This window comes from Mesorhizobium sp. YL-MeA3-2017 (assembly GCF_030814575.1).
GTDB lineage: Bacteria > Pseudomonadota > Alphaproteobacteria > Rhizobiales > Rhizobiaceae > Mesorhizobium > Mesorhizobium terrae.
On sequence record NZ_JAUSVH010000001.1, the window covers coordinates 81,221 to 101,449 of the forward strand.

At 61.4% G+C, this 20,229-nt stretch carries 15 protein-coding genes and 1 pseudogene; 13 read left to right on the forward strand and 3 right to left on the reverse strand.

Annotated elements, in window-relative coordinates; genetic code table 11:
* Positions 1-26: 26 nt before the first annotated feature.
* From QFZ88_RS00335 to QFZ88_RS00360, 6 genes and pseudogenes are all read left to right on the forward strand, one after another.
* On the forward strand, positions 27-7,580 hold the full coding sequence (locus QFZ88_RS00335) for a hypothetical protein (protein ID WP_024923977.1): 7,554 nt from the start codon (positions 27-29) through the stop codon (positions 7,578-7,580).
* A 33-nt stretch (positions 7,581-7,613) separates the two neighbouring features.
* A complete protein-coding gene (locus tag QFZ88_RS00340; RefSeq protein WP_139116485.1) occupies positions 7,614-8,219 on the forward strand; it encodes a hypothetical protein in 606 nt (201 codons plus the stop codon).
* Positions 8,188-9,201: an OmpA family protein gene (locus QFZ88_RS00345; protein WP_024927297.1), complete on the forward strand. Its 1,014-nt coding sequence runs from the start codon at positions 8,188-8,190 to the stop codon at positions 9,199-9,201. The genes QFZ88_RS00340 and QFZ88_RS00345 overlap by 32 nt, the downstream gene beginning before the upstream one ends.
* The gene (locus QFZ88_RS00350; RefSeq protein ID WP_139116484.1) at positions 9,182-9,820 is read left to right on the forward strand and encodes a hypothetical protein; all 639 of its coding nucleotides are present in this window, start codon (positions 9,182-9,184) and stop codon (positions 9,818-9,820) included. Before QFZ88_RS00345 ends, QFZ88_RS00350 begins: the two co-directional genes overlap by 20 nt.
* Before the next feature lie 95 nt (positions 9,821-9,915).
* Positions 9,916-10,890, forward strand: a complete 975-nt coding sequence (locus tag QFZ88_RS00355; RefSeq protein ID WP_024923981.1) for a hypothetical protein — start codon at positions 9,916-9,918, stop codon at positions 10,888-10,890.
* A gap of 117 nt (positions 10,891-11,007) precedes the next feature.
* Positions 11,008-11,468: pseudogene (locus QFZ88_RS00360) on the forward strand (tyrosine-type recombinase/integrase).
* A 119-nt stretch (positions 11,469-11,587) separates the two neighbouring features.
* On the opposite strand, the gene QFZ88_RS00365 reads toward QFZ88_RS00360, so the two are convergent.
* Complete coding sequence (locus QFZ88_RS00365; protein ID WP_024923982.1) at positions 11,588-12,238, reverse strand: TetR/AcrR family transcriptional regulator; 651 nt, start codon at positions 12,236-12,238, stop codon at positions 11,588-11,590.
* 63 nt (positions 12,239-12,301) lie between these two features.
* Here QFZ88_RS00365 and QFZ88_RS00370 point away from each other — a divergent pair, with 63 nt between their 5' ends.
* The gene (locus tag QFZ88_RS00370; RefSeq protein ID WP_024923983.1) at positions 12,302-12,598 is read left to right on the forward strand and encodes a hypothetical protein; all 297 of its coding nucleotides are present in this window, start codon (positions 12,302-12,304) and stop codon (positions 12,596-12,598) included.
* Between the two features lie 390 nt (positions 12,599-12,988).
* Here the strand turns inward: QFZ88_RS00370 and QFZ88_RS00375 are convergent, their stop codons facing one another.
* Both QFZ88_RS00375 and QFZ88_RS00380 read right to left on the reverse strand, forming a co-directional pair.
* Positions 12,989-13,465, reverse strand: a complete 477-nt coding sequence (locus QFZ88_RS00375) for a nuclear transport factor 2 family protein (RefSeq protein ID WP_244431311.1) — start codon at positions 13,463-13,465, stop codon at positions 12,989-12,991.
* 352 nt (positions 13,466-13,817) lie between these two features.
* Positions 13,818-14,030, reverse strand: a complete 213-nt coding sequence (locus QFZ88_RS00380; RefSeq protein ID WP_024923985.1) for a hypothetical protein — start codon at positions 14,028-14,030, stop codon at positions 13,818-13,820.
* 145 nt (positions 14,031-14,175) lie between these two features.
* Between QFZ88_RS00380 and QFZ88_RS00385 the strand changes: the two genes are divergently transcribed.
* The 6 genes from QFZ88_RS00385 (at position 14,176) to QFZ88_RS00410 (ending at position 20,142) form a co-directional block, all read left to right on the forward strand.
* The gene (locus QFZ88_RS00385; protein ID WP_139116483.1) at positions 14,176-14,421 is read left to right on the forward strand and encodes a hypothetical protein; all 246 of its coding nucleotides are present in this window, start codon (positions 14,176-14,178) and stop codon (positions 14,419-14,421) included.
* 197 nt (positions 14,422-14,618) lie between these two features.
* Positions 14,619-15,848, forward strand: coding sequence for a hypothetical protein (locus QFZ88_RS00390; protein WP_024927296.1), 1,230 nt, complete (start codon positions 14,619-14,621; stop codon positions 15,846-15,848).
* Between the two features lie 336 nt (positions 15,849-16,184).
* Positions 16,185-16,373, forward strand: coding sequence for a hypothetical protein (locus QFZ88_RS00395; RefSeq protein WP_024923987.1), 189 nt, complete (start codon positions 16,185-16,187; stop codon positions 16,371-16,373).
* Positions 16,374-17,074: 701 nt separating this feature from the next.
* The gene (locus QFZ88_RS00400; RefSeq protein ID WP_024923988.1) at positions 17,075-18,847 is read left to right on the forward strand and encodes an AAA family ATPase; all 1,773 of its coding nucleotides are present in this window, start codon (positions 17,075-17,077) and stop codon (positions 18,845-18,847) included.
* Positions 18,848-18,984: 137 nt separating this feature from the next.
* Entirely contained in the window at positions 18,985-19,323 is a 339-nt protein-coding gene (locus tag QFZ88_RS00405; protein WP_024923989.1) for a DUF6634 family protein, read from the forward strand.
* Between the two features lie 81 nt (positions 19,324-19,404).
* Entirely contained in the window at positions 19,405-20,142 is a 738-nt protein-coding gene (locus tag QFZ88_RS00410; RefSeq protein ID WP_161777459.1) for an ATP-dependent Zn protease, read from the forward strand.
* Positions 20,143-20,229 lie beyond the last annotated feature (87 nt).

The window sequence follows — 20,229 nt, forward strand, 5'->3', positions numbered from 1 at the left end:
GACGCAAGCCCAAGAGGCAAATGGCTATGACGAAGACGCTTCGCATCGAACAGTTTTCCGGCATTCGTTCCGGATCTTGGTCGGCCGCAAAAGCTTGCCGCCTCGCTTTCCAACTTGGGATTGCCCTGCTGGTCGCGGTTCTGCTGCAACCGTCTGTAGGATACGCCGACGATGTTGCGGCTGCTGCCGCGGTGAATGTGCTGAAGCCAGGTGACATCGCGGCGTCCGGCTTTGCCGGTGTGAAGCTCCAAGGCCAAGGACTGCGTCCGGGCCTGGATCCGCTCACCAAGACGGTGATCGACCCCGAGGGCACCACGCTGCGCATCTATGACGGGGCTCGCACCACCGAGCCTCTGGCCGGTCAGCAATTGGACATGCCGCTGCGCAAGGAATTCAAGGCCGGGGAAATCGGCCACGTCTTCGCACTGGTTTTCGACCAGTTTCCCGCGGATGAGCGCGGTACGCCCGGCCTCTATGCGGCCGCGACATCAGCCTTCGGTCTCTACATTGTCGGTCCCGATAGTGATGGCGATGGGCAACCCGACCGGCTGATGAGAGGCGCTCCTGGTGCCCGCTTCATGGACGGATTGTTCGGCAAGGCGCCAGGCGGCGGTGCCGGAGCGATCTGGAAGATCGACAGCGTCACGGGCGCGGCGAGATTGTATGCGGAGCTCGGCAGTAACGGGTTGGCAAACAGTGGCCCCGGCATAGGTGGTCTTGCCTTCGATCCCATCAGCCGTTCGCTCTACGCCTCAGACCTCGATACCGGCATCATTCATCAGCTGAAAGGCGCAAGCATCGGCGAAGATGTCGCCCAGTTCGATCACGGGATGCAAGGTGAGCCGCAGGCCGGCAGGGAAAGCGTGGCGGACGACGGAAAGCGGCTCGATATCGCGTCTCCCGATTTCGATACGACCAACCCGGCGACCTGGGGTTTTACGCAAAGCGCCCGCCGCATCGATGCGATGGCGGTTCACGACAGGCGGCTCTACTACGCAGTAGCCAAGGGGCCGGAGATTTGGTCCGTGGGCCTCGCCGATGACGGCTCGTTCCTGCAGGACGCGCGCATTGAGGTCGGTGTCGATGAGCAAGGTACGATCGCGACGATCGCCTTCGACAATCAAGGCGGCATGATCCTTGCGATCCGCGGTGCCACGCAAAGCACCGGTGACTATGGCGCATTTGTCGCCAATGGCCCAGCCGATGTCATTCGCTATGAACCTCAGCGGCCGGACGATGCGCAGGCAGCGTCGGCCTGGCAACTCGATACTCTCACTTATCCGGTCGGACAATCGCAGGAGCGGCGCGATGGCAGTGGCGGGCTCGCATTGCAATATGCCTACCGACAGGACGGCAGTCTCGATCCCGCATCGTGCGGGGCGACATTGGTGGCTTCGGGCGATCTCCTCAATCGGCAAAAGACAGTTCACGGACTGCAGATCGGCGAGGCAAGCCGATTCCAGAAGGCCGCGGGCGCGGATATTCCAACTGCCTTCGTCGCCCTCGACCCCAGCCAGGACGATGCCGAGGCGCGTGGCCATGCCGGTGGCGTGGCCGTCCTCTCGCAGTGCGGAGAGCCCGGCGGCTTCCCACCTCTGGCTTCCGGGGGAGCGCAGTTTCCCGGCGTGGCGGGCGGCGGACAGCCCGGTTTTCCGGGCGTCGCCACTGGCGGCGGAGGAACTGGCTTTCCGGGCGTGGCCAAGGGTGACGGCGGAAAACCCACTTTTCCGCCCATTGACAAAGGCGGTGATCAGACCGGGAAGCTAACCTTGGTCAAGACCGCCGCGGTTGCGAAATGCTCGCCCAAGGGTGGCTGCGCCTTCGACATAGAAATCCACAATAGCGGGGCGGAGGTATTTGGCCCGATCGTCGTCAACGAGATGATCGAAGCGCCGCAGGCCGCACTCACGGGTCAACCCAGTGCTCCCTGGCAGTGCAGCAACGTAGCGCCTTTTACCTGTACGCATCCGGGTCCGGTGCCTGCCAACGGCAAGCTCGACATGCACGTGGTCTTCGCACCCAACACGCCGGCGGATGTCAAGGAGGTCAAGAACTGCGTCGCCATCGACCACCAAGCGCCGCCGGAGGTCCAAAACGAGCAGAAGCCGGAAGCGAAAAAGCAGCAGGTCGCGCTGCCGCCGCCGACCGCCAGTGATGCGGGAGGCCTGGTCGTGCAGGCCTCGGGCGTGCCGGCCCAATGCTCGCCGAAGGCCGGGACCTGCGAGTTCGAGGTCAAGGTCACCAACAAAAGTCCGAACCCCGTCACGGGACCTTTCAGGGTCATACAGACCTTGGCGGTCGGAACGCAAAGCCAGGCGAAAAATTCGCCGCAGAGCATGACCCTGCCGGCGGGGCTGCAATGCCAGCCCGATGGCAGGGAACTCGATTGCCAACAGCCGGAACTCACTCTGCCGCCGGGCGAAAGCCGCACCGTGCGGGTTGCCTTTTCCATCGATACGACCGAGGGCGGCGCTGCGGATTTCGTGCAGACCAAGGCCGCCGTCACCTTCGGACCGCTGGCGGGCGAGGCGACGGCTGCGATTGCCTTCGACGAGCCGCTGAACAACAAGTTGCCCGAGCCTGACGCACCTCAGGCGGATCGGAACCAGCCGGGCCTGCCGCAAGCAGGACAGGACCAGCCGCAGGCTCCGGCTTGCGCCTCAATTCCACTCGATCCGAATGCGCCGATGCAGACCGGCCCCGTGGTCATCACGAAGAAAGGCCCGGCGAGTTGTCCGCTTGTCGGCCCCTGCACCTTCGAGATCACGCTGACCAACATTACCGACGTGGCGGTGCCTGGTCCCATTCCGTTCACGGATATGCCAAATGTCGCGGGAGCAAAGCTTCCCGACGCACCGCTACCTGACCTGTTTGCTTGTGAGAAGGGTGGACCGCCCTTCAATTGCACCTTCGGCAATGCCGCCAGCGGGCTTGGCCCGCACGAGACGAAAACCCTAACCCTGACCCTGGACCTCGATCTGCCCGACGGCACCACCAGCCTGAAGAATTGCGCCGTGAGACCCGCGGCGGCGGTCCCGCCGGCCGTGCCTCAGAAAAAGGCCATGCTGTTGAAGCCTTCGGCTAGAAATCCGCTGATGAGCTTTGCGAGCTTCCGCCCGGAACCTTTTGCAAGGGGAGCCGGTCTGCTGCATTTGATCGACAATCCTGGCGGCAACATTGGCGGCGTCAATGGCGTCGCGCAGGACTGTACGCAATGGGGCGTCAAGAATGGCGGGTTCGTCATCCGCCAAAGCAACGGCCTGGAGATCCGCTTCGGCCAGATGGCGGTCGATGCAAACGGCGTCGTCACTGGCGGGCGGGTGTCCTATTTTCCGAAGGATGGCGGCGCGGCCATTTCCGGCACGGTCACCGGCACTCTGTCCGGAAACAAGTTCGTTCTGGACGTGAAGTGGAAGGTGGCAAGTGGCGACACCGGCCACTACGAAGGCACCATCGGCGCCGACGGCAAGGTCGCGGGCAATCATGTCAACAAGGCCGGCGTTCGCGATACCTTCGTCAACCAGGGGGACTGGTTTGTCTGCAAAAGCAGCAAATTCTGCGAGGGCTATGCCGACGGAGCGCTTCAGTCGGCAGCCGCACTCGCCAACCAGGGCTGTGCGCCGACAGGCCCACAGGGGCGCTGGTCGAGCGACAGGCAGGCGCATATCGATTTCTGCATGGCGCGCGCCAGCACCGCCGATCCCGCGTTCGAGGCGGAAAACAAGGCGCGCGCCGACGGGCTCGCCCAATGCGCGGCCGGAAACAAAAACAAGGAGGCCTGTTCCGGCTTCGCCAGGGACGTGATGGCGCTGAACGACCAGATGAAGGCGATCAGCTGCAAGGACGCCGTTCCGGCCCTGACGGTTGAGAACGCAACAAACATCTGCCTTCAGAAGCCGGGGGCCAATCAGGCTGTCAAGCAGGACATGCAAAAGAAGCTCGATGCCTGCAAGGCGCAACTCGCCAACAAGGGCAATCCCGATCCCGGCGCGGGCGGCGGCGGTGGCAACAAGCCAGGCGATCAGGCCGGCAATCAGCCGCCGGAGCCTGCGCCCGAGCAATGCGCCATCGTTGCGATCAAGGATCCGGACGGCGGTGGCGGCAAGGTCATTCCGAAACCCGGACAGCCGCAGACTTCGAACGCAGGGCCTCTGAGCCTGGTGAAAACATTCAGCAACGAGCCCTGCGTCGACAACCGGTGCAAGTTCAATATCACCGTCACCAACACGAGCGATGCCGAGGTCAAAGGGCAGTTCATGTTCAGGGATGATGTGACGGGCGATGGAGGGCTCTTCGGCAGCGCGACCGTCTCGGCCACGGCCGATCACAAATTCGAGTGCGCAAAGCAGCGACAGGGTTTCGCTTGCTCTAGCCCTCTGATTGCGCTCGCGGCAAAGGATTCCATCAACATCACACTTTTTGCCGACCTCGGCAAAGGCATCGGCGCTATCAAGGAGATGAAGAACTGCGCCACGCTTGAGGGAGCGCAAACGTCCTCCTGTGCGACCGCACCGCTGCAGGCGCCGGCTCCGGTCCAGCACAACAACCTTGCGCTGGCGAACAATCCGGCGGTGGGGCAGTGCTCGGACATAGGCGGCGGCTGTGCCTTCGTCACATCGCTTAACAACCCCGCTGATGCGCCGGCGTTCGACGGACCTGTTTCCTTCACCGTTCATCTTTCGCAGCCGGACGGCAGCGCCTTCCCCAACATCACGATGGAAGGCGGAGGCGAAGCGTCGGGCAATGATCCTGCTGGCGTACTCGGCTCGATCACCTGCAAGAAGGACGGCAACGACGTCACCTGCACCTCGATGAAATCGATCAAGGTTCCACCGGGCAAGAGCATCGCGGTGCCGATGACGTTCAAGCCCGGCAATGGAACGATGGCCACCGCCATCAAGAGCTGCGCCTCCTTCGCCGGCGGCGAGAACCAATGCGCCACCATTCCGCTCGTCAGAGGCCCGCTGCTGCAGGCGCAGAAATTCACGGCGGCGCAAACCTGCGTGCCGAGTTGTGCCTTCGCGATCGTGCTGAAGAATGTCGGCAACGATGCCGCTCCTGGGCCCTTCGTCATCGAGGAGGATTTCAAGCCACTCAATGCCGATACCACCATCGAAACCATCGACGGCGACTTCCAGTGCTTCCGCACCGCCAAGCCCTCGCTCGCCTGCATCTCGAACGCGAAGGCCTCGCTGGAACCAGGCCAATCGCTCGGCGGTAGGGTGTTGATCAAGACTGGGACGGTTTCCCCGAGTTACACAAACTGTATCGACTACAACCCCGCCGCCAACGGCAATCCCAGCCCGTTCGACAGGGAGGCCCGCAGTCGCTGTGTCACGATCAAGGAAGCTAATCCGTTCCGTCCAAAGATGTCGCTGTTCGTGGCGGTGGCGGATCTCAAATGCACCATAAACGGCCCTTGCAAATACGACGTCATCGTCACCAATGACGGCCCGCAATACACCGGACCGATCGAGTTCATCGACGAAGTTCCCGAAAGCGGCGCAGGGGGGAAGCCGCAGTCTCAGCCGGCTGGGCTAGAGATGGCGGCTGATCCGGACTGGGATTGTCAGAAACTTGATGTGCGCCACCTGAAGTGCACCTTCAAGAAACAAGCGATCGGCTTCGGTGGTGCGAACGTCTCGGTCCCGATTTGGGTGACTCCGGGGCCAGGCTGGAAGAAGAACGCCACCGTCCAGAACTGCGCGACCCTTAAGGTGGCCGACGGCACGATCGGCGACGGCTTGCGCCGCTGCGCCCAGTACACGCTCGATCCCTTCAACGTCAAGGTCACCAAGACCGGCGACCAGTCCTGTGCGCTTGGCGGGGATTGCAATTTCACCATCAGGCTGTTCAATCCGGGGCCGATCGACCACAATGCACCGGTCACAATCTCGGACAAGCTGTCAGGGCTATCCTCGGCGCAGATCGTTTCGATCACGCCCCCGCTGCCATGCGCGGCACAGCCGACGCAGATTCCCTTCTCCTGCACGTCGCTGGGACCCGTCCGCCTCGACCTCGACGCACCCGAAGGCAGTCCGTTCGGCCCGCGCAACTTCAAGATGGTGGTGCGCCTGCCTGGCGATGCGTCGTCGAAGCAGTTTTCGAATTGCGCCGATGTTTCCGACGGGTCAGGTGCGCAAGGCGCGCAGTCCTGCGTGACCGTGGCGGCATTGCCGCCTGTATCGACCTGCCAGGCCGGCATGATCCCGACCAATGGAATCTGCGCATGTCCTCCTGGTACGAAATGGAACGGAAAGACATGCAGCGGCGAGGGAAGCGGCGGCTTCAACACCAGCATGCAACCGGCGCCCGAGCCTGCGCCGGTTCTGGTGACGCCTCCAGCGGCCTGCAAATTCGGCATGGTGCTCGCCAGCAGCGGTCTGTGTGCCTGCCCGCCCAATAGCAGTTGGACCGGCAAGGCATGCGCGGCTGGACCCGGAAGCGGCGGCTTCAACACCAGCATGCAGCCGGCGCCCGAGCCTGCTCCGGTCCTGGTGACGCCTTCAGCGGCCTGCAAATTCGGCATGGTGCTGGCCGGCAACGGTCTGTGCGCCTGCCCGCCCAATAGCAATTGGACCGGCAAGGCATGCGCGACGGGACCCGGAAGCGGCGGCTTCAACACGAGTATGCAGCCGGCACCCGAAGAGATCAAAGTCTGTCCCGCCGCCCGGCCGGTCGGGACCTACCCCAACTGTTGCCCGCAAGGCACCGAATACAGAAACGGCAAGTGTCGCAATGCGCAAGCCGCGCCCGTCGAAGTGAAATGCGGCGGCGGCCTGGTGAAGGATGCGCGAACCGGAAAATGTGTCGCTTGCCCGCGCGGGACGCATACGGAAGGTAAGGCTTGTGTGCCGGACAAGGTCAGGCAACAGAAGCAGGCGCCCGCCATCTGTCCGGCCGACCGGCCGGTGGGCGCCTACCCCAATTGCTGTCCACAGGGCACGGAATACCGCAACGGCAAATGCCGCTTGCCGAGGTCGGCTCAGGAGCGGGCCTGCCCCGCCAGCCGCCCGATCGGGACGTATCCGAACTGCTGCCCCGAAGGCACCCAGTTCAGGAATGGCGCGTGCCGCAGGCTTCGCGAGCAACCGCAGGAGGAGCAATCGTGTCCACCGAACCGGCCGAACGGCACTTATCCGAACTGCTGCCCCGAGGGCACTCAGTTCAGGGATGGCGCGTGCCGCAGGCTCCGCGAGCAACCACAGGAGGGGCAGTCCTGTCCGTCGAACCGTCCGAACGGCACCTATCCGAATTGCTGTCCGCCCGGTTACGAATTCAACGGTCACAGATGCCGTAAGCCTTACGATCAGCAGCCTGGTGGAGGCGGCACAAGCAACCCGGCGCCGGCGCAGCAGCATGATTGTCCGCCCGGCTACAGGGTTCTGAGCAAGCCAAACAAATACGGTGCTTATTGCGAGGTGGTCCCGGTCGAGCAGCCGCAGCCACAACCTCAACCTCAGCGGCCGGCTCCGCCGCAATGCACGGGCGACAAGGTGCTCGGATCGAACGGTCGCTGCGTATGCCCGAGCGGCACGAAGGAGGGTGCGGATGGTCAATGCATCGTTCGTGTCAACTGAAAGGGGCAAAGCTGCTGCCGGGAGGTTGCGTCGATGAGAAGCCCGGCTTTCGCGCGACTGGCTGGCATGGTGGTCGCGGCCTTCATGTCATTCGTTCAGGCGCCAATGTCCCAGGCAGCCCAGTGCGGGGAGGGCGCTTGCTCGTTACAGGCAAGGGAAGGCGACGTCGGCAACCTGCATGGTGCTGCTTCGCTGCAAAGGTTGGCACAGATCGGACTGGATTTGTCCATCGGTTGCCCGCGCGGCTTCCTCTGGGATGGCGAGGACTGCGTACTGCGGCTGAAAAACCGAACGGACAGGGCCGAATGTCCCGACGGCATGCGTTGGGACGGTGAGGACTGCGTAAGGGACCGGAAAGCCCGCAAGCGCGGCAGTGGCGGATGTGTCTTTGGCTATCACTGGAACGGCGAGGAATGCGTTCCCGACAGGCAGGGCAAGAAAAAGAACAGGATCTGCCACGAGGGGACGGAGTTCGCCAACGGCAAATGCCGAAAGAGCGAATTTCCTCCGGTGGAGGGAGAGGGGGGCGCAGGGGACGACGGCTTCTCCTGCTCGCACAACGATCACCTCGAGAACGGCCGCTGCGTACCGTGCAAGGAAGGTTTCCATGTCGAAGGAGATGAATGTGTCGCCGATTAGGATCGCTGCAAGGCTTTGGCTGGTGGTGCTGGGCATCATGCTCTCGCCCTTGCTTGCCCAGGCACAAGACGCCGACGGCTGCAAGGACAATCCGCTGCTGGGCCGCTTCCAGGGCTCGACCATCGCCTATTGCAAGGCGAAGGATTTCGACGAGCTGGTGTTCCTGCGCGCCCCGCATGACTATGGCGCGCTGCTCGAACGCAACGCCACCAAGGACAGGTCCGGGGCCGAGTGGCTCAAGCAGCAAGGGAAGGCGAGCGAGATACGCTACGAACTCGCGCCTGGCACATCGTCCCTGGAGGTGGAGACCAACTACGAGGCGAACTTCAAGGACAAGGGCTTTGCGATCGTCTTTTCCTGTGCCGACCAGGCGTGCTTGGCCGGAAACCTGCGCGATCTCTATCTGCTGGGCGAACAACTCGATCCGACCAATGGCGTATCGACAGCCTATGCCGATCACGCGCGCTACGTTCTGGCCAGGCTAGATCGGCCGGAAGGCACCGTCTATGCCAGCGTCATGAGCGGCGAGGACAAGGACAGGACGGTCGCTTTCCTGCGGATTGCGGAAGCCAAGGGTATGGAACCCGGCAAGATCGCAATGCCGGCCGACACATCCAACCTTTCGGCTTCGCTGGAAGCGCAAGGCAGCGCCAATCTCTACGGCATCCTCTTCGATACCGACCAGGACACGGTGAAGCCGGAATCGAAACTCGCCCTCGATGCCATTGCCAAGGTTCTGGCCGAGAAACCTTCGTTGCGCCTCAAGATCGTCGGCCACACCGACAATACCGGTTCCGCCGATCACAATCTGGACCTCTCCACCCGCCGTGCCGCAAACGTTTCGGCCGCGCTCGTGGGCGGTTACGGTGTGGATGCGGCCCGGCTGTCGTTCGAGGGAGCGGGTTTGTCTCGCCCGATCGAATCCAACGATACCGAGGAAGGCCGGGCCAAGAACCGCCGGGTTGAGCTGGTCGCGCAATAGCGAGGGCAGGGGAGACGATCTCGACAAGCAACGGGCTGCAACACGTGGAATGAAAGGCAAACCAATGCGACGGTTCCTTACGACAACCTTCTGGTGTCTTGCCGCTTCATCCGCGCTCGCGGAACCGGCAAGGATAGAATGCCAGGGAGAAACCATCATCATACCCGGCTGGGACACCGGCACGATGAACGTGACTTATGACGGCGGCGCAAGCGGCACGCTTACCGTCAAGGGGCCGCATACGGATTTCAATGTGCCGGCGTCTTCCCACACATATGAAAAGCCAGATCCGCCCGTCGTCATAGATGGCGCGGGCGACATCAAGACCATCATGCCCGATCTCAAGGCGATCGACATTTGCGTGGCCGGCCGGATGAAGTCTAATCCGGACCCCAGCCTATACTCGATGTTTGCGATGAGCTGCATGGAGAAAGGCCCGGCCAGCGCGGCTCCAGTGCCGGTCCATGCCACCGCCACCATCACATTCCTGCGCAATGATGGTTCAGGGGCGCTGGAGCCCTTCGTTTCGATGAAGCTGGTCTATCTCGACAAGCTGCCTTCGCAAACCGACAATTTGTCCATCGAGTTCATGACCAGGGACTGCAAATCAATTCCGTGAGGATTCTCCGGTTCGAATGATAGGGCATTTCCATACGTCCATGATGACCCTGCGGGCGATCCTGCAGCTTTGTCTCATTGCCGGAGTGTAAAGTGATGTGGGATTTCTCCATCGGCAGGTCCGTGGCGATCATGTTCAGGACTTGGCCGTTCATCCTTTTCCGCATGGTCGTCTATTTTGCCATGACGCTGGCTTATGTCGCCGCGACCGGAACAGGCGCCGGCGTCGGCTGGGGCGTCGGCCACATCTTCGCCGATGGCGGGCCGGAAGGAGCTGCTTTCTTTGGCGGCATCGCCGGCTTCGCCTTGGTTTCCATCGTCGTCTACTGGCTGCGCGAATACATCCTCTATGTGCTGAAGGCCGGCCATATCGCCGTCATGGTGCATCTGATCGACGGTCGCGATGTGCCGGGCGGGCAGGGGCAGATCGCCTACGCGAAAGCGGTCGTCACGCAGCGCTTCGCCGAAGCCAATATCCTCTTCGTCGTCGACCAACTGGTGAAGGGCGCGATCCGCGCCGTCACCGGCCTGCTCGGCGGCATCGCTGCCTTCCTGCCCATTCCGGGACTGGACGGGTTGGTGCGCTTCGCCAATACGGTCATCCGTATTTCGCTGACCTATGTCGACGAGATTATCCTCGGCTACAATATTCGCATCGAATCCTCCTCGCCCTTCGAGACCGCTCGGCAGGGCGTCGTGCTTTACGCCCAGAACGGCGCGAAGATGGTCAAGAACGCTGTGTGGCTGGCGCTGATCCTGTGGGGTACCACCTTCGTCATCTTCCTGCTCATGCTGGCGCCGGCGGGCGCGGTCGTCTACTTCCTGCCAGGTCATTTAAGCGGCTGGGGCTTCGTGCTGGCCATCGTCTTCGCCTGGGCGCTGAAGGCCGCTTTCGTGGAGCCCTTCGCCATCGCCTCGCTGATGCAGGTCTATTTCAAGACAATCGAGGGCCAGACGCCCGATCCCGAATGGGACTACAGGCTCTCAGAGGCGTCGCGTCAGTTCCGCCAACTCAAGGAGAAGGCGGTGTCGTCTTTTGGCGAGAGGCCAGCGCCGCAGCCCAGTATATGAGAGGGACGGGATGTGCCCGCTCCCCCCATCTCATATCCGGCGGGCACGAGAAGACTAGGGCGTTCCTCGGCTCATGCAATAGAGCGCCCACGGCCCGCGAGGTCACCAGCGGATCATATGCGGCACGGCTGCTTTCTGACGAACTCTTCTGAACGCGGACATTCCGTTTTCGGCAACGCATTACGCACCTGATCAATGGTGATCCAGCAGAAGACCGGTCGGCCCGTCCAGTTCGAGATCATCGGAGACACGCGGACAAGTCTGCTTGCTTGGCTCGAACGCCGTAGTGGTAGTACCGACGATTACGCGTTCCCAAGCCGAGTTGAGCGCGAAGGGCATCTAAGCACGCGACGGTACGCGCGATTAGTCGATGAATGGGTTCGAGCGATTGGACTGCGCCCCGACGAATACGGAACGCATTTGCTCCGTCGTACCAAGGCTGCCCCGATCTACAAGGCGACCGGTAACCTCCGAGCTATCCAGATATTGCTTGGACACACCAAGATCGAAAACACAGTTCGATATCTTGGGTAGATATCGATGACGCGTTGACTCTGGCCGAGACGACGGAGATCTGAGACGGACTGCCCCGCTAGAGATGGAGGGGCAGTATTCAGCAACGCGCCCCCATAGCAGTCGTTGGAAGCCCCCGTCGCCACGAAATGAAAGCAGACATCGAGATGGAGGGCGCGGTTTGCTAACTGGCCCGTAGGAGTTCAGCGGCAAGCGTGCGCTCGATCCAGATCGCGTACGCCGTTGTCGTCCAACCTTGCTCTGCCACGAGCAGTTGCCAGACGGTCGGGTGATTGAGAGCCCATAGCGCATCCGCCGCTTCGCGAACTGTTACACCGGACCGAAGAGCATCCAACGCTGAGAGTTGCTTGACGAATTCTTCGGCAACATCGTGTAGTTTTGTGTCGATCTCATTCCACAACGCGCGCACGTCATTGTCGGCCGTCGCGCTGCGGATCACCTCGATGAGCCGCGCAGATCGGCTTTTTACCGACACCGAATGCTCGACCATCAACCGAAGTTTCTGTCGCGGATCGCCATCCTTCAGTACCTGCTTGTACCAAGTGCGTTCAAGCACGGGAACGTTTGCCTCTCCGGGAGCGAGGCGGTTCGCCCATACTGCGCGCAGCAGATCCGCCTTGCTGCCAAAAACGAGATAGACGGTCTTGGTAGCCACATTCGCTTCGTTCGCAATCGCCTGCATCGACGCAGCCACATAGCCATCCCGTTCGAAGAGCCGCCTGGCTGCTTCCAAAATTACACGCCTGGTAGCCTCGGCGGCATCCTGTCGTCGGGCAGATGAATAGGAACGTACGGACTTGACAGTTTCGGTCATTTCGCTACAATGGTACTCACATTAATTCACCGTCAGTGTCATGATAACACAGGAGGCTTCTTCATGACTACGACACTCAAAATCGACATTCAGGTTCGCGACTACGATCTCTGGAGGCACGCATTCTCACAAGACCAGGCCGGCCGAGCGGCCCATGGCATGCGTCGCTATCGCATCTTTCGCCCGGTCGATGACGACAAGCGTGTGCTATTGGACGCCGACTTCGACGAGTCTGCGTCGGCGCAGGGATTCCTCGATGTCTTGCGCTCCAAGGTGTGGCCCGATCCTGAGAAAGCCCCAGCAAAGATCGGTCAGCCAACGGCCGTGGTCGCTCGGCTCGTCGAGACACACGAATACTAGGCGGACGCAGTCTGCACCGACGCCGATGCTAGCCTGTTGGCATTTGTGTCTGTTGTGATCGCTCGGCGCTGTGCGGGCGACGGGCATGGGGCCGTGTATGGACGGCCCTCCGGTTCTTCGAGTGTTGCTTGGCTGGTTGGTGCGGCCATGTATCCGGCCTGTAGGCGCGGCCCTCATGCGCCGCAGGCCGCAATGCCATTCGCGCGTCTCGGGGGCCTATGGTGAAAGCAAGCCTGACGAGGTCTTGGGTTTGGCCGCCTGCTCAATGATTTCAAACCCCAAGGCGCGGGGGTATCGCCCCAGGGCGGCAGACCCGTCTGGGCGCGCCGTTTAATTAGCCACATTATCAGCCTCGTCAGGCCTCCTCCGCCATGGGGAAACCATCCGCCATCATTCGGTCACGGTGTCTCCATGGCGGTGGACGACTCTCCACTCACCGTCTTCCCGGCGATAGACCTGGGTGACACGCAATGTGTATGTGCGAGGCTTGCCGTCGACCGAGACGGACGTGCGCTCCAGTCCAGCCGTGTAGGCCATGTCGCCGATCACGTCGTACGCCTGCAGCTCGAAGACGAAGGACGTGCAGTTCGAGAAGCTCTTTCCCAGATAGACAAAAAGGTCTTCGACCTCGGCCAGACCGTTTGCGTTGCGCCACGCGCCGAGAACGCTGACCGGCTCACGATGAGACCAGAGCGCGCGGCGTGGTGCCGGGTCGCCATTGTGGAGGGCAAGCTCGGCTTGGTACAGCGGGGTCTTCACCCAAGCCAGGAAATCTTCACGGTCCTTCATCTTCCTGGTGTCCTCCCAGTCCGGCGCCTTGTCACAATCCCGGTGGATTGAATTTCGAAGCTCTTGGGCGGTCAGCATGATCGAGCTGCATTCAGGCGCTCATGGATTTCGAACCTTGAGGGCCCTTATCCTGCTTGTCAAACGGCTCGAATATTGACCCTGAAGGTGGTGAGCTGATCCGCTCCGGCGGAACTGGTCGGAGTTGCGCAGCCGGGGCGAGTGGCGTCCGTCTGCAAGGCAATGGACGCTTGTTGGATAGACACCGAGCCAACCACGCCGCTCCGTCGTTACGAGGCCGGCCTTCCGGCCCTGCGGAATGGCAGTTAATCACCACACGTGATCGAAAATCGACAGACAGTTTCCGGCCCCAAACAGGACACATGGCGCTAGAGGCCGACCGTTTGCATCTGGTGTCAAGCAAGATGACAAGTTATTCGTCCTGGCTCTTCAAGTCGGCGCCTATGCCGACCTGCCGAGGTGCGTTGTTCAAGGTGGGCAGACCTTCACCCTGCTTGGAGAGAGCTTCTTCCAAGTCGGGCGCCCGATACGGCTTCTCGGCCGGCGGATTGAGTGCCAGGTCACTTGGCGGACCATCGCGCGAGAACCGAGTGTAAAGATCCGCTCCGGTTGCAGGTTTTTTCATGGGCGGCGACACCTTCTGCAAGGTTGTATTGTGACGTCGTCCAAGTCAGGGCGCAAGCAGCAGGGTGATGGGTGACCGAAGCAGTTGCGTTTTGTCCAATTATGCTGCTGAGCGGCGGGCAGCGCGGGCGTGTCGCGGAAATGCCGTGAGGACGGAAGCTTCGCCTGGTCGTGCCGATGGCGTGACCATTTCCATGAATGTCAGGCAAAGTTTGCCCTGGTTGGCACCGTGCTTGGGTGGCGCCGCAAATCCACGCGAACATTTCTTTGAAAAGGTATCGATTGGTCAGCCGTTTAAGGTCGCCAAGCCATGGTCGCGCCAAGAATTACTCATGACCTCCGATCTTCACAATAGAATGATGGTAATCATTGACGAGGAATTTCATCAATAAAAGCAAGAAAGTTGAAAGTTACATCAATAGACGAGAATACAGATGTTTATAGCGTTTACAATTTCTACGTTTACTATGTCTTTAAGTATTACGTGTTTTGACCAACTGCGTACTTGTTGGCATAATGAATTGCTATCGAGGATTTTCTTTCCGCAATTCCTCAGATGCAATCTGAAACGCCATCCAAGGAGTTTTCCATGGCAAAGCATACCCCTGCGAACGACCTTGCCGACGCAACGCCGCTTCCCGCAAGCTTCCACATCGAGGTACCCTCGCGTGGAAGAAAGAACGCGCGCGCGGCAATCGTCCCGCCCTCCATCGTAGCGTCGGGAGCGGGCGAAGCTCCCGATTATTCCGGTCTCGGAATCCCCGCCGAGGCCGTTCCCGCTCTGGAAGCGGCCCGCGTGCGGTTGGCCGCTCTTGGCCGGCTCGAGACATCGCATGTCTATGAATACGGCGCGGTCATCCATGAGGTGCGGGAAGCGGCGCCTGATCAGGCAACCTTTGCCAAGTGGGCCAAGAAGATTCTCAACCTTTCACGCCGCGGCGCGGAGAACTACGTCGCGGTTCACCGTGTTCTGGGCCCGTATCGGTCGCGTGTCGAGAGTCTGTGCATAAAGCCGAGCACACTGTATTTGATGGCAAGCGCCCGGCCGGATCGCATCGACGATCTGCTGTCACAGCAGGAGGCAGGCCGGAAGTTCGCTGTGAAAGAGGTCAAGGCGATCCTTCGCGAAGGCAGCGAGCCGGAGGCGGAAAAGCGGGCCGTTTCAAGAGGCGGTGTCGCAGGCCTGAAAGCGCAGATCGCCGAGAAAACCACCTGTGGGATCGCCGCGATGATGGATACGGCCGTCAATGTCCTTAGGGCAATCCACATTGCACTCGAACCGCATCGGCGGGGCAAGAAAGTACCCAAAGATGTCACTATGCGGCCGCTCATTCATCCCGCGCGCCTGCTGCAGAAGCAGTTGGAGTCATTGATCTGGCTGGCGCGGCCTGCAGGTGATGGCGATCAGGAGGTGGATGTGGAGCCGCTCAGCCATGATGATGACTGGTACAAGCTTTGGGAGATGCTCGAGAAACTCGGTGACTACGAGGGATGGCCGCTGGCTGCCGATATCGGAACTTGGCTCTCCGATACGGTAGTGCCGCAGCTCGAGTGGCTGGTCGGCGATCGGGCAGAGAAGGCCGCTGCCGTCATCGCTGAGATGGCAAAGGCGGCCATCGCCAAGCGCACCAAGTCGGAGAAAAAATCGCGCACAAGGGTAGCTGTCGCCAAAGCGGATCGGGGGGCTAAGGCAACAAAGCAAAACAGCTTGGAGGTCCTGTCGGCGGCTGTGGACGCCATCAACATCCGCCCAGACGTTGATGTGCATTTGACGACGAATAGCGGTGTCTCGCAGATTGCGGTGCCAGCGCCGCGATAATCACCGCCGATGCTCGCTGATACTGTTCAAGTTCGATCGGCCTGGTTCTCTCCGGGCCGATCCGTCTCCTTGGTCCGGACACTATCGAGGCTTCCATGACAAACCGGTCGTGCCCCACGACCAAGTATGCCATCCGCACATCTGGCCCGCGAGAGCCCAATCTTAACTCTACGATCGCAATTTTTTTCAGGCCTGCATTTTAAGGGCTCAGATCTCCCGCGGATCCTGCCAGGATGATTCTGCTTCGGCCAAATCAGCCGGACAAGACGGCCCTCGACGGTGTTAGCGCACCATCGAAGGCCTGACCCAGATCCCTTGGAAAGGAAGAGCAGGGCTATGAAGACCTCTATCTCAGCATACATGATCGGCAAAGCCTCCGAGCATTTTGGCGGCACCGTCGACATCGACTCGATTTTGTTCAGTGAGGCGGTTGCACCGGTCAGCCTGGGCGGACTCCTTGGTTCCACCGGTGCAAGATCGCGCGATCACTATGAGTGCCTGATCATCCCGGTCAGCTCCTGGTAGCGCCATCGGGCGACGGCCCGCTTTTGCACCTCAGGCAAAGTTTGCCTGAGGTTGGGGCTCTGACATTAGGCCGCATCGATAGGTCTGAATTGCCTACCGCGCGCGGCGTCAGCGCCAACACCCACCATTCTTGTTCCAGCTGTACCCGTGGCTCCGCCGCGGGCGGGAGATTTCTTGCCTATGTACGAGCCCCATCCCAACAATCCGGTGCCGCGCCCCGATCCAGCGTTTACGTCGCCAGTCAGTGATCCCACCGGCACAGTCGCGAGCCCATCGTCCCGTGATCGACGTGTGATCCGACAAGCACTGCACGGTCTTGGTAAACAGTCGCTTCCGCATACTGGAGACGTTGGCGCGGCCTCTGCTCAGAACTCTCCGGGACGGAGGGTCAGCTCTATCCAAACGGTGCTTGAACTGCTCGGCCATAGCCCGGAATGCACTCGGCTAGCCCGGGCCGGGCTAATGACGTCATGCCACTGCCGCCTTAAAGCTGCCGACGATCCGGCTGTGATCGTTGGCCTTGCTGTTCACTTTGCCCGTTCGGCGCTCACGCATAGCGTGTCGCTGCCGGTCTCGGTCTGCGACCGCCTTACTAAGGCTGTCGAGGCAGGCGATCCGGCATGCCGCTCAGTCGCTGAGTGGCTTGGCGACCTCGGGCTGCTGGATCCGAAGCCACAGTTGTCGGCGGAGGAGGGCGGCCGATGATGGAGGCGCGTCTCGCCAGATATTTTGTCCGGCGGATCGGACGCCGGGCGGCCAGTGAAGCTGTCCACGACGCGGTTGCCAGCGGGATTCTGCGCATGCTCCCGGAAGATCAGGCAGACCGTGGGTCTTGCGCCGGGCCGCGCGGTTTTGCTGTCGGGCCGCTGGTATCGGGGAAATCAGCGGAAGACGCGCTGTGGATGATCCGTCGCAGCAGCGCCGCCGGGCGCGTAAGGCGCAGCGATGACAGCGACGATTTTTTCCGCACCACCTCGGTGAAGATGCGCACCGAGGGAACCCGGGGCGGCGACGGGACCTCGCAGGCCGATGCCGATGGTAAGATCAGCCCTCGGCTTGTGCACCAGGTGCGTGCGCTGGTTGACGCCGTTCGAGCTTCAGCCATGCCTTTGCGGGCCGGCGATGTCGCAGCCGCACTTCTGATCGCGCAGGCTGCAGGCAGGAATGATCTGCCGCCAGCGGAGATCGCGGCAGTCCTTTCGACGCTTTCGCCTATTGTCGCGGTCACGGCCGAAGTCGAAGGCTTCGAGGAGATCTTCCTGGGCCTGGTCGCGGGCGGTGCGATCGTGCCTGGACGGGTTGCTGTTTGTGAGGGTAGTGAGCTCTCGCGATCCGGGTCGCTTCGCTTCTCGCGGGCCAAAGATCCAAGATGGCATGCAATCGTCTTCAAAGCGTCGGAACTCGATGACGACGGCGACTGGCGGGATCGCCAACTCGGGTTCGCGGCCGAAAGCGGTTATCCGGTCATCGGTATCTCTGAGCGTGGACGGGTAATCCCCGAGGTTCTGCGACGGATCGCTGTTGTTAGACTCGATTGCGGGCCGCTGACACCTGCCATCGTGATGAACACGCTCCTGGCAGTTCTGGGCTCGAGCCATGATGGTCATCTTGTTCCCGAACATACTGCGGCGCTTTCGCTTTCGGATCTCGCGCTTGCCATCCGTCCGGGCCAGTCGCCGGCCCGTGCTTTCGAACTGCTTGGTGAACTTGGACGCCGACGCTTCCGGGTGAAGCAGGAAGCGGGCGGGGAAGGGAGTACTGGGCACTCTATCGCGGGGGGCATTGTGAAGCGCAAGCCAGGCCGCGACTCTGGCAGCGGCACCGATGTCATCCAGCCCTGCGTGCCGGGCGGCACGACATCGGATCAGTTCATTCCACGCATCGAAACGCTCGCCGGATATGGCGAAGCGGTCGATTGGGCTTTGTCGCTCAAAGAGGACCTGGAGCTGTGGCGGGCTGGCGAACTCGCCTGGCAAGAGATGAGTACGAGGATCTTGCTGTCGGGATCACCAGGCACTGGCAAGACGATGTTTGCCCGCGCCTTGTGCAACAGCCTTCAGGTGCCGCTGGTTGCAACATCGGTGGCGACATGGCTGGAGCCGGGATACCTAGGTGATGTGCTGAGGCGCATGAGCGCAACTTTTGCCGAAGCGGAACCAATGAAGCCGAGGATTGTCTTCATTGACGAGATCGACGGGATCGGTAGCCGCGAACGGAGAGGCGAGTGGGACCAGTACTGGACATCAGTCGTCAACAGAGGTCTCGAACTGCTTGATGGCGCCGTCAAAACTCCGGGCGTCATCGTCGTCGCGGCAACTAACAACCCGCAGGTGATCGACCCGGCGCTGCTGCGGTCAGGTCGGCTCGAGAGGCACATCAACATCCCGCCGCCCGACATCGCGGCCCTGGCCGGCATCCTGCGCCATCATCTTGGTGACGATCTCGAAGCCATCGTCGCAAGCGCTGCAGAGTGAGCAAACGGGCACGATTCTAGCCATGATCAAGGTGAGTGCCTCGCGGCACAAAGCTGCACCTGCTGATTCCACCCAAGAAAAAGCGACAACCGACTGAATCAAGCACGACGCCCACTCAACAGGAGCGCCCCTGACACATGTTGATGTTCGACCCACAGACCGGCCGCTATGACCCTCGTTTCGAACGCGAGGCCGACCGCCTGGTCACCCTTGCTGCTGATATGGAGAAAATCCGCAATGGCGCCGATCCCAAGGAACTGGCTGCCGGAGCGCCCATCCTCGATCATTGGGTCGTTGCCGAGCACTCGGTTCCCTATCTGGCCGGCCTGTCGTCCGGTCACCCCATCCTGACCGGCACCGGCAGACTGATTGCAACATCCGATCTTGTGCTTGTGGCTCACGACCAGTCCTGGGCCCGGACACGCTCGCGCTTTTATCGCCTCGGTCGGCCAAGCGGAGTTGCAGCCAATTCCTAGGGGTAGGGGACCAACGGGAAATGAAAAGAGGGGTGAAGGGAGAAGGTGCAAAGGGTTATGGAGAAGAGATTGCCGACGCATATGATTGATGGTGACAGTCAGGCTGTCCTGCACACCCTCGCACGTCAGGCGAGTGGGCTAACCGGTGCCGATGTCGAGCGGATCGTGCGTGAAGCGCGCCAGAACGCCCGCCGCGAACGTCGCCGACTGAGCTTCGGCGATCTGCAGGCGAGGCTTGCTGCTACCAAACCTGTCCGGCCCGAGAGCCTGCGACGGCGAATGGCAATCCACGAAGCCGGCCATGTCGTTGCGCATATGGCGCTCGGCACCGCCCGGATCGACACAGTCACAATCGATGGTCCCCATGGTGGGCATGTCGAAGGCGAGACCTACAGTCTCGTCGCCCAGACAGAGGCGGGCATCAACGCCCAGATCGTCACGAAGCTGGCCGGTCGTGCCGCAGAAGAAGAGCTTCTGGGAAGCGTGTCGGCCGGAGCCGGCGGTTCACCGCGAAGCGACCTCAGCCTTGCCACCGACCTAGCATTGGCGATGGAAACGACGTTGGGTTTCTCGAAGCAGATGCCACTGCTCCACAGGCAGACCAAGGCAAAGTTTGCCCAACTGGTAGACGGGACGGAACTCGCCATCCGCGTCAACGACCGGCTCGAATATGCCTATCGCCAGGCGCGCGAGCTCATCCGGTGCCATCGTCCATCGGTCCAGATGATCGCCGACGCGCTCCTGACTGTTGGTACGCTCGATGGCGATGAGCTTGCGGCACTGATGTCCGATAGCGGCAACGAAAATGCCGAGTCTTGAATCGGTGGTGCCGAAAACGCCGTTTGACGAAGTAATGGGGGGAGAACCAACAAGGCCATGTAAACGCCGTTTGCCGCAGCGATACCG

What these genes read in the sequence shown, in the direction of transcription:
- QFZ88_RS00400 (WP_024923988.1), top strand. Translation starts at nt 17,075, where the DNA reads ATGATGGAGGCGCGTCTCGCCAGATATTTTGTCCGGCGGATCGGACGC.
- QFZ88_RS00370 (WP_024923983.1), top strand. Translation starts at nt 12,302, where the DNA reads ATGACTACGACACTCAAAATCGACATTCAGGTTCGCGACTACGATCTC.
- QFZ88_RS00375 (WP_244431311.1), bottom strand. Translation starts at nt 13,465, where the DNA reads ATGCTGACCGCCCAAGAGCTTCGAAATTCAATCCACCGGGATTGTGAC.
- QFZ88_RS00405 (WP_024923989.1), top strand. Translation starts at nt 18,985, where the DNA reads ATGTTGATGTTCGACCCACAGACCGGCCGCTATGACCCTCGTTTCGAA.
- QFZ88_RS00410 (WP_161777459.1), top strand. Translation starts at nt 19,405, where the DNA reads ATGATTGATGGTGACAGTCAGGCTGTCCTGCACACCCTCGCACGTCAG.
- QFZ88_RS00395 (WP_024923987.1), top strand. Translation starts at nt 16,185, where the DNA reads ATGAAGACCTCTATCTCAGCATACATGATCGGCAAAGCCTCCGAGCAT.
- QFZ88_RS00335 (WP_024923977.1), top strand. Translation starts at nt 27, where the DNA reads ATGACGAAGACGCTTCGCATCGAACAGTTTTCCGGCATTCGTTCCGGA.
- QFZ88_RS00380 (WP_024923985.1), bottom strand. Translation starts at nt 14,030, where the DNA reads ATGAAAAAACCTGCAACCGGAGCGGATCTTTACACTCGGTTCTCGCGC.
- QFZ88_RS00390 (WP_024927296.1), top strand. Translation starts at nt 14,619, where the DNA reads ATGGCAAAGCATACCCCTGCGAACGACCTTGCCGACGCAACGCCGCTT.
- QFZ88_RS00365 (WP_024923982.1), bottom strand. Translation starts at nt 12,238, where the DNA reads ATGACCGAAACTGTCAAGTCCGTACGTTCCTATTCATCTGCCCGACGA.
- QFZ88_RS00345 (WP_024927297.1), top strand. Translation starts at nt 8,188, where the DNA reads ATGTCGAAGGAGATGAATGTGTCGCCGATTAGGATCGCTGCAAGGCTT.
- QFZ88_RS00340 (WP_139116485.1), top strand. Translation starts at nt 7,614, where the DNA reads ATGAGAAGCCCGGCTTTCGCGCGACTGGCTGGCATGGTGGTCGCGGCC.
- QFZ88_RS00355 (WP_024923981.1), top strand. Translation starts at nt 9,916, where the DNA reads ATGTGGGATTTCTCCATCGGCAGGTCCGTGGCGATCATGTTCAGGACT.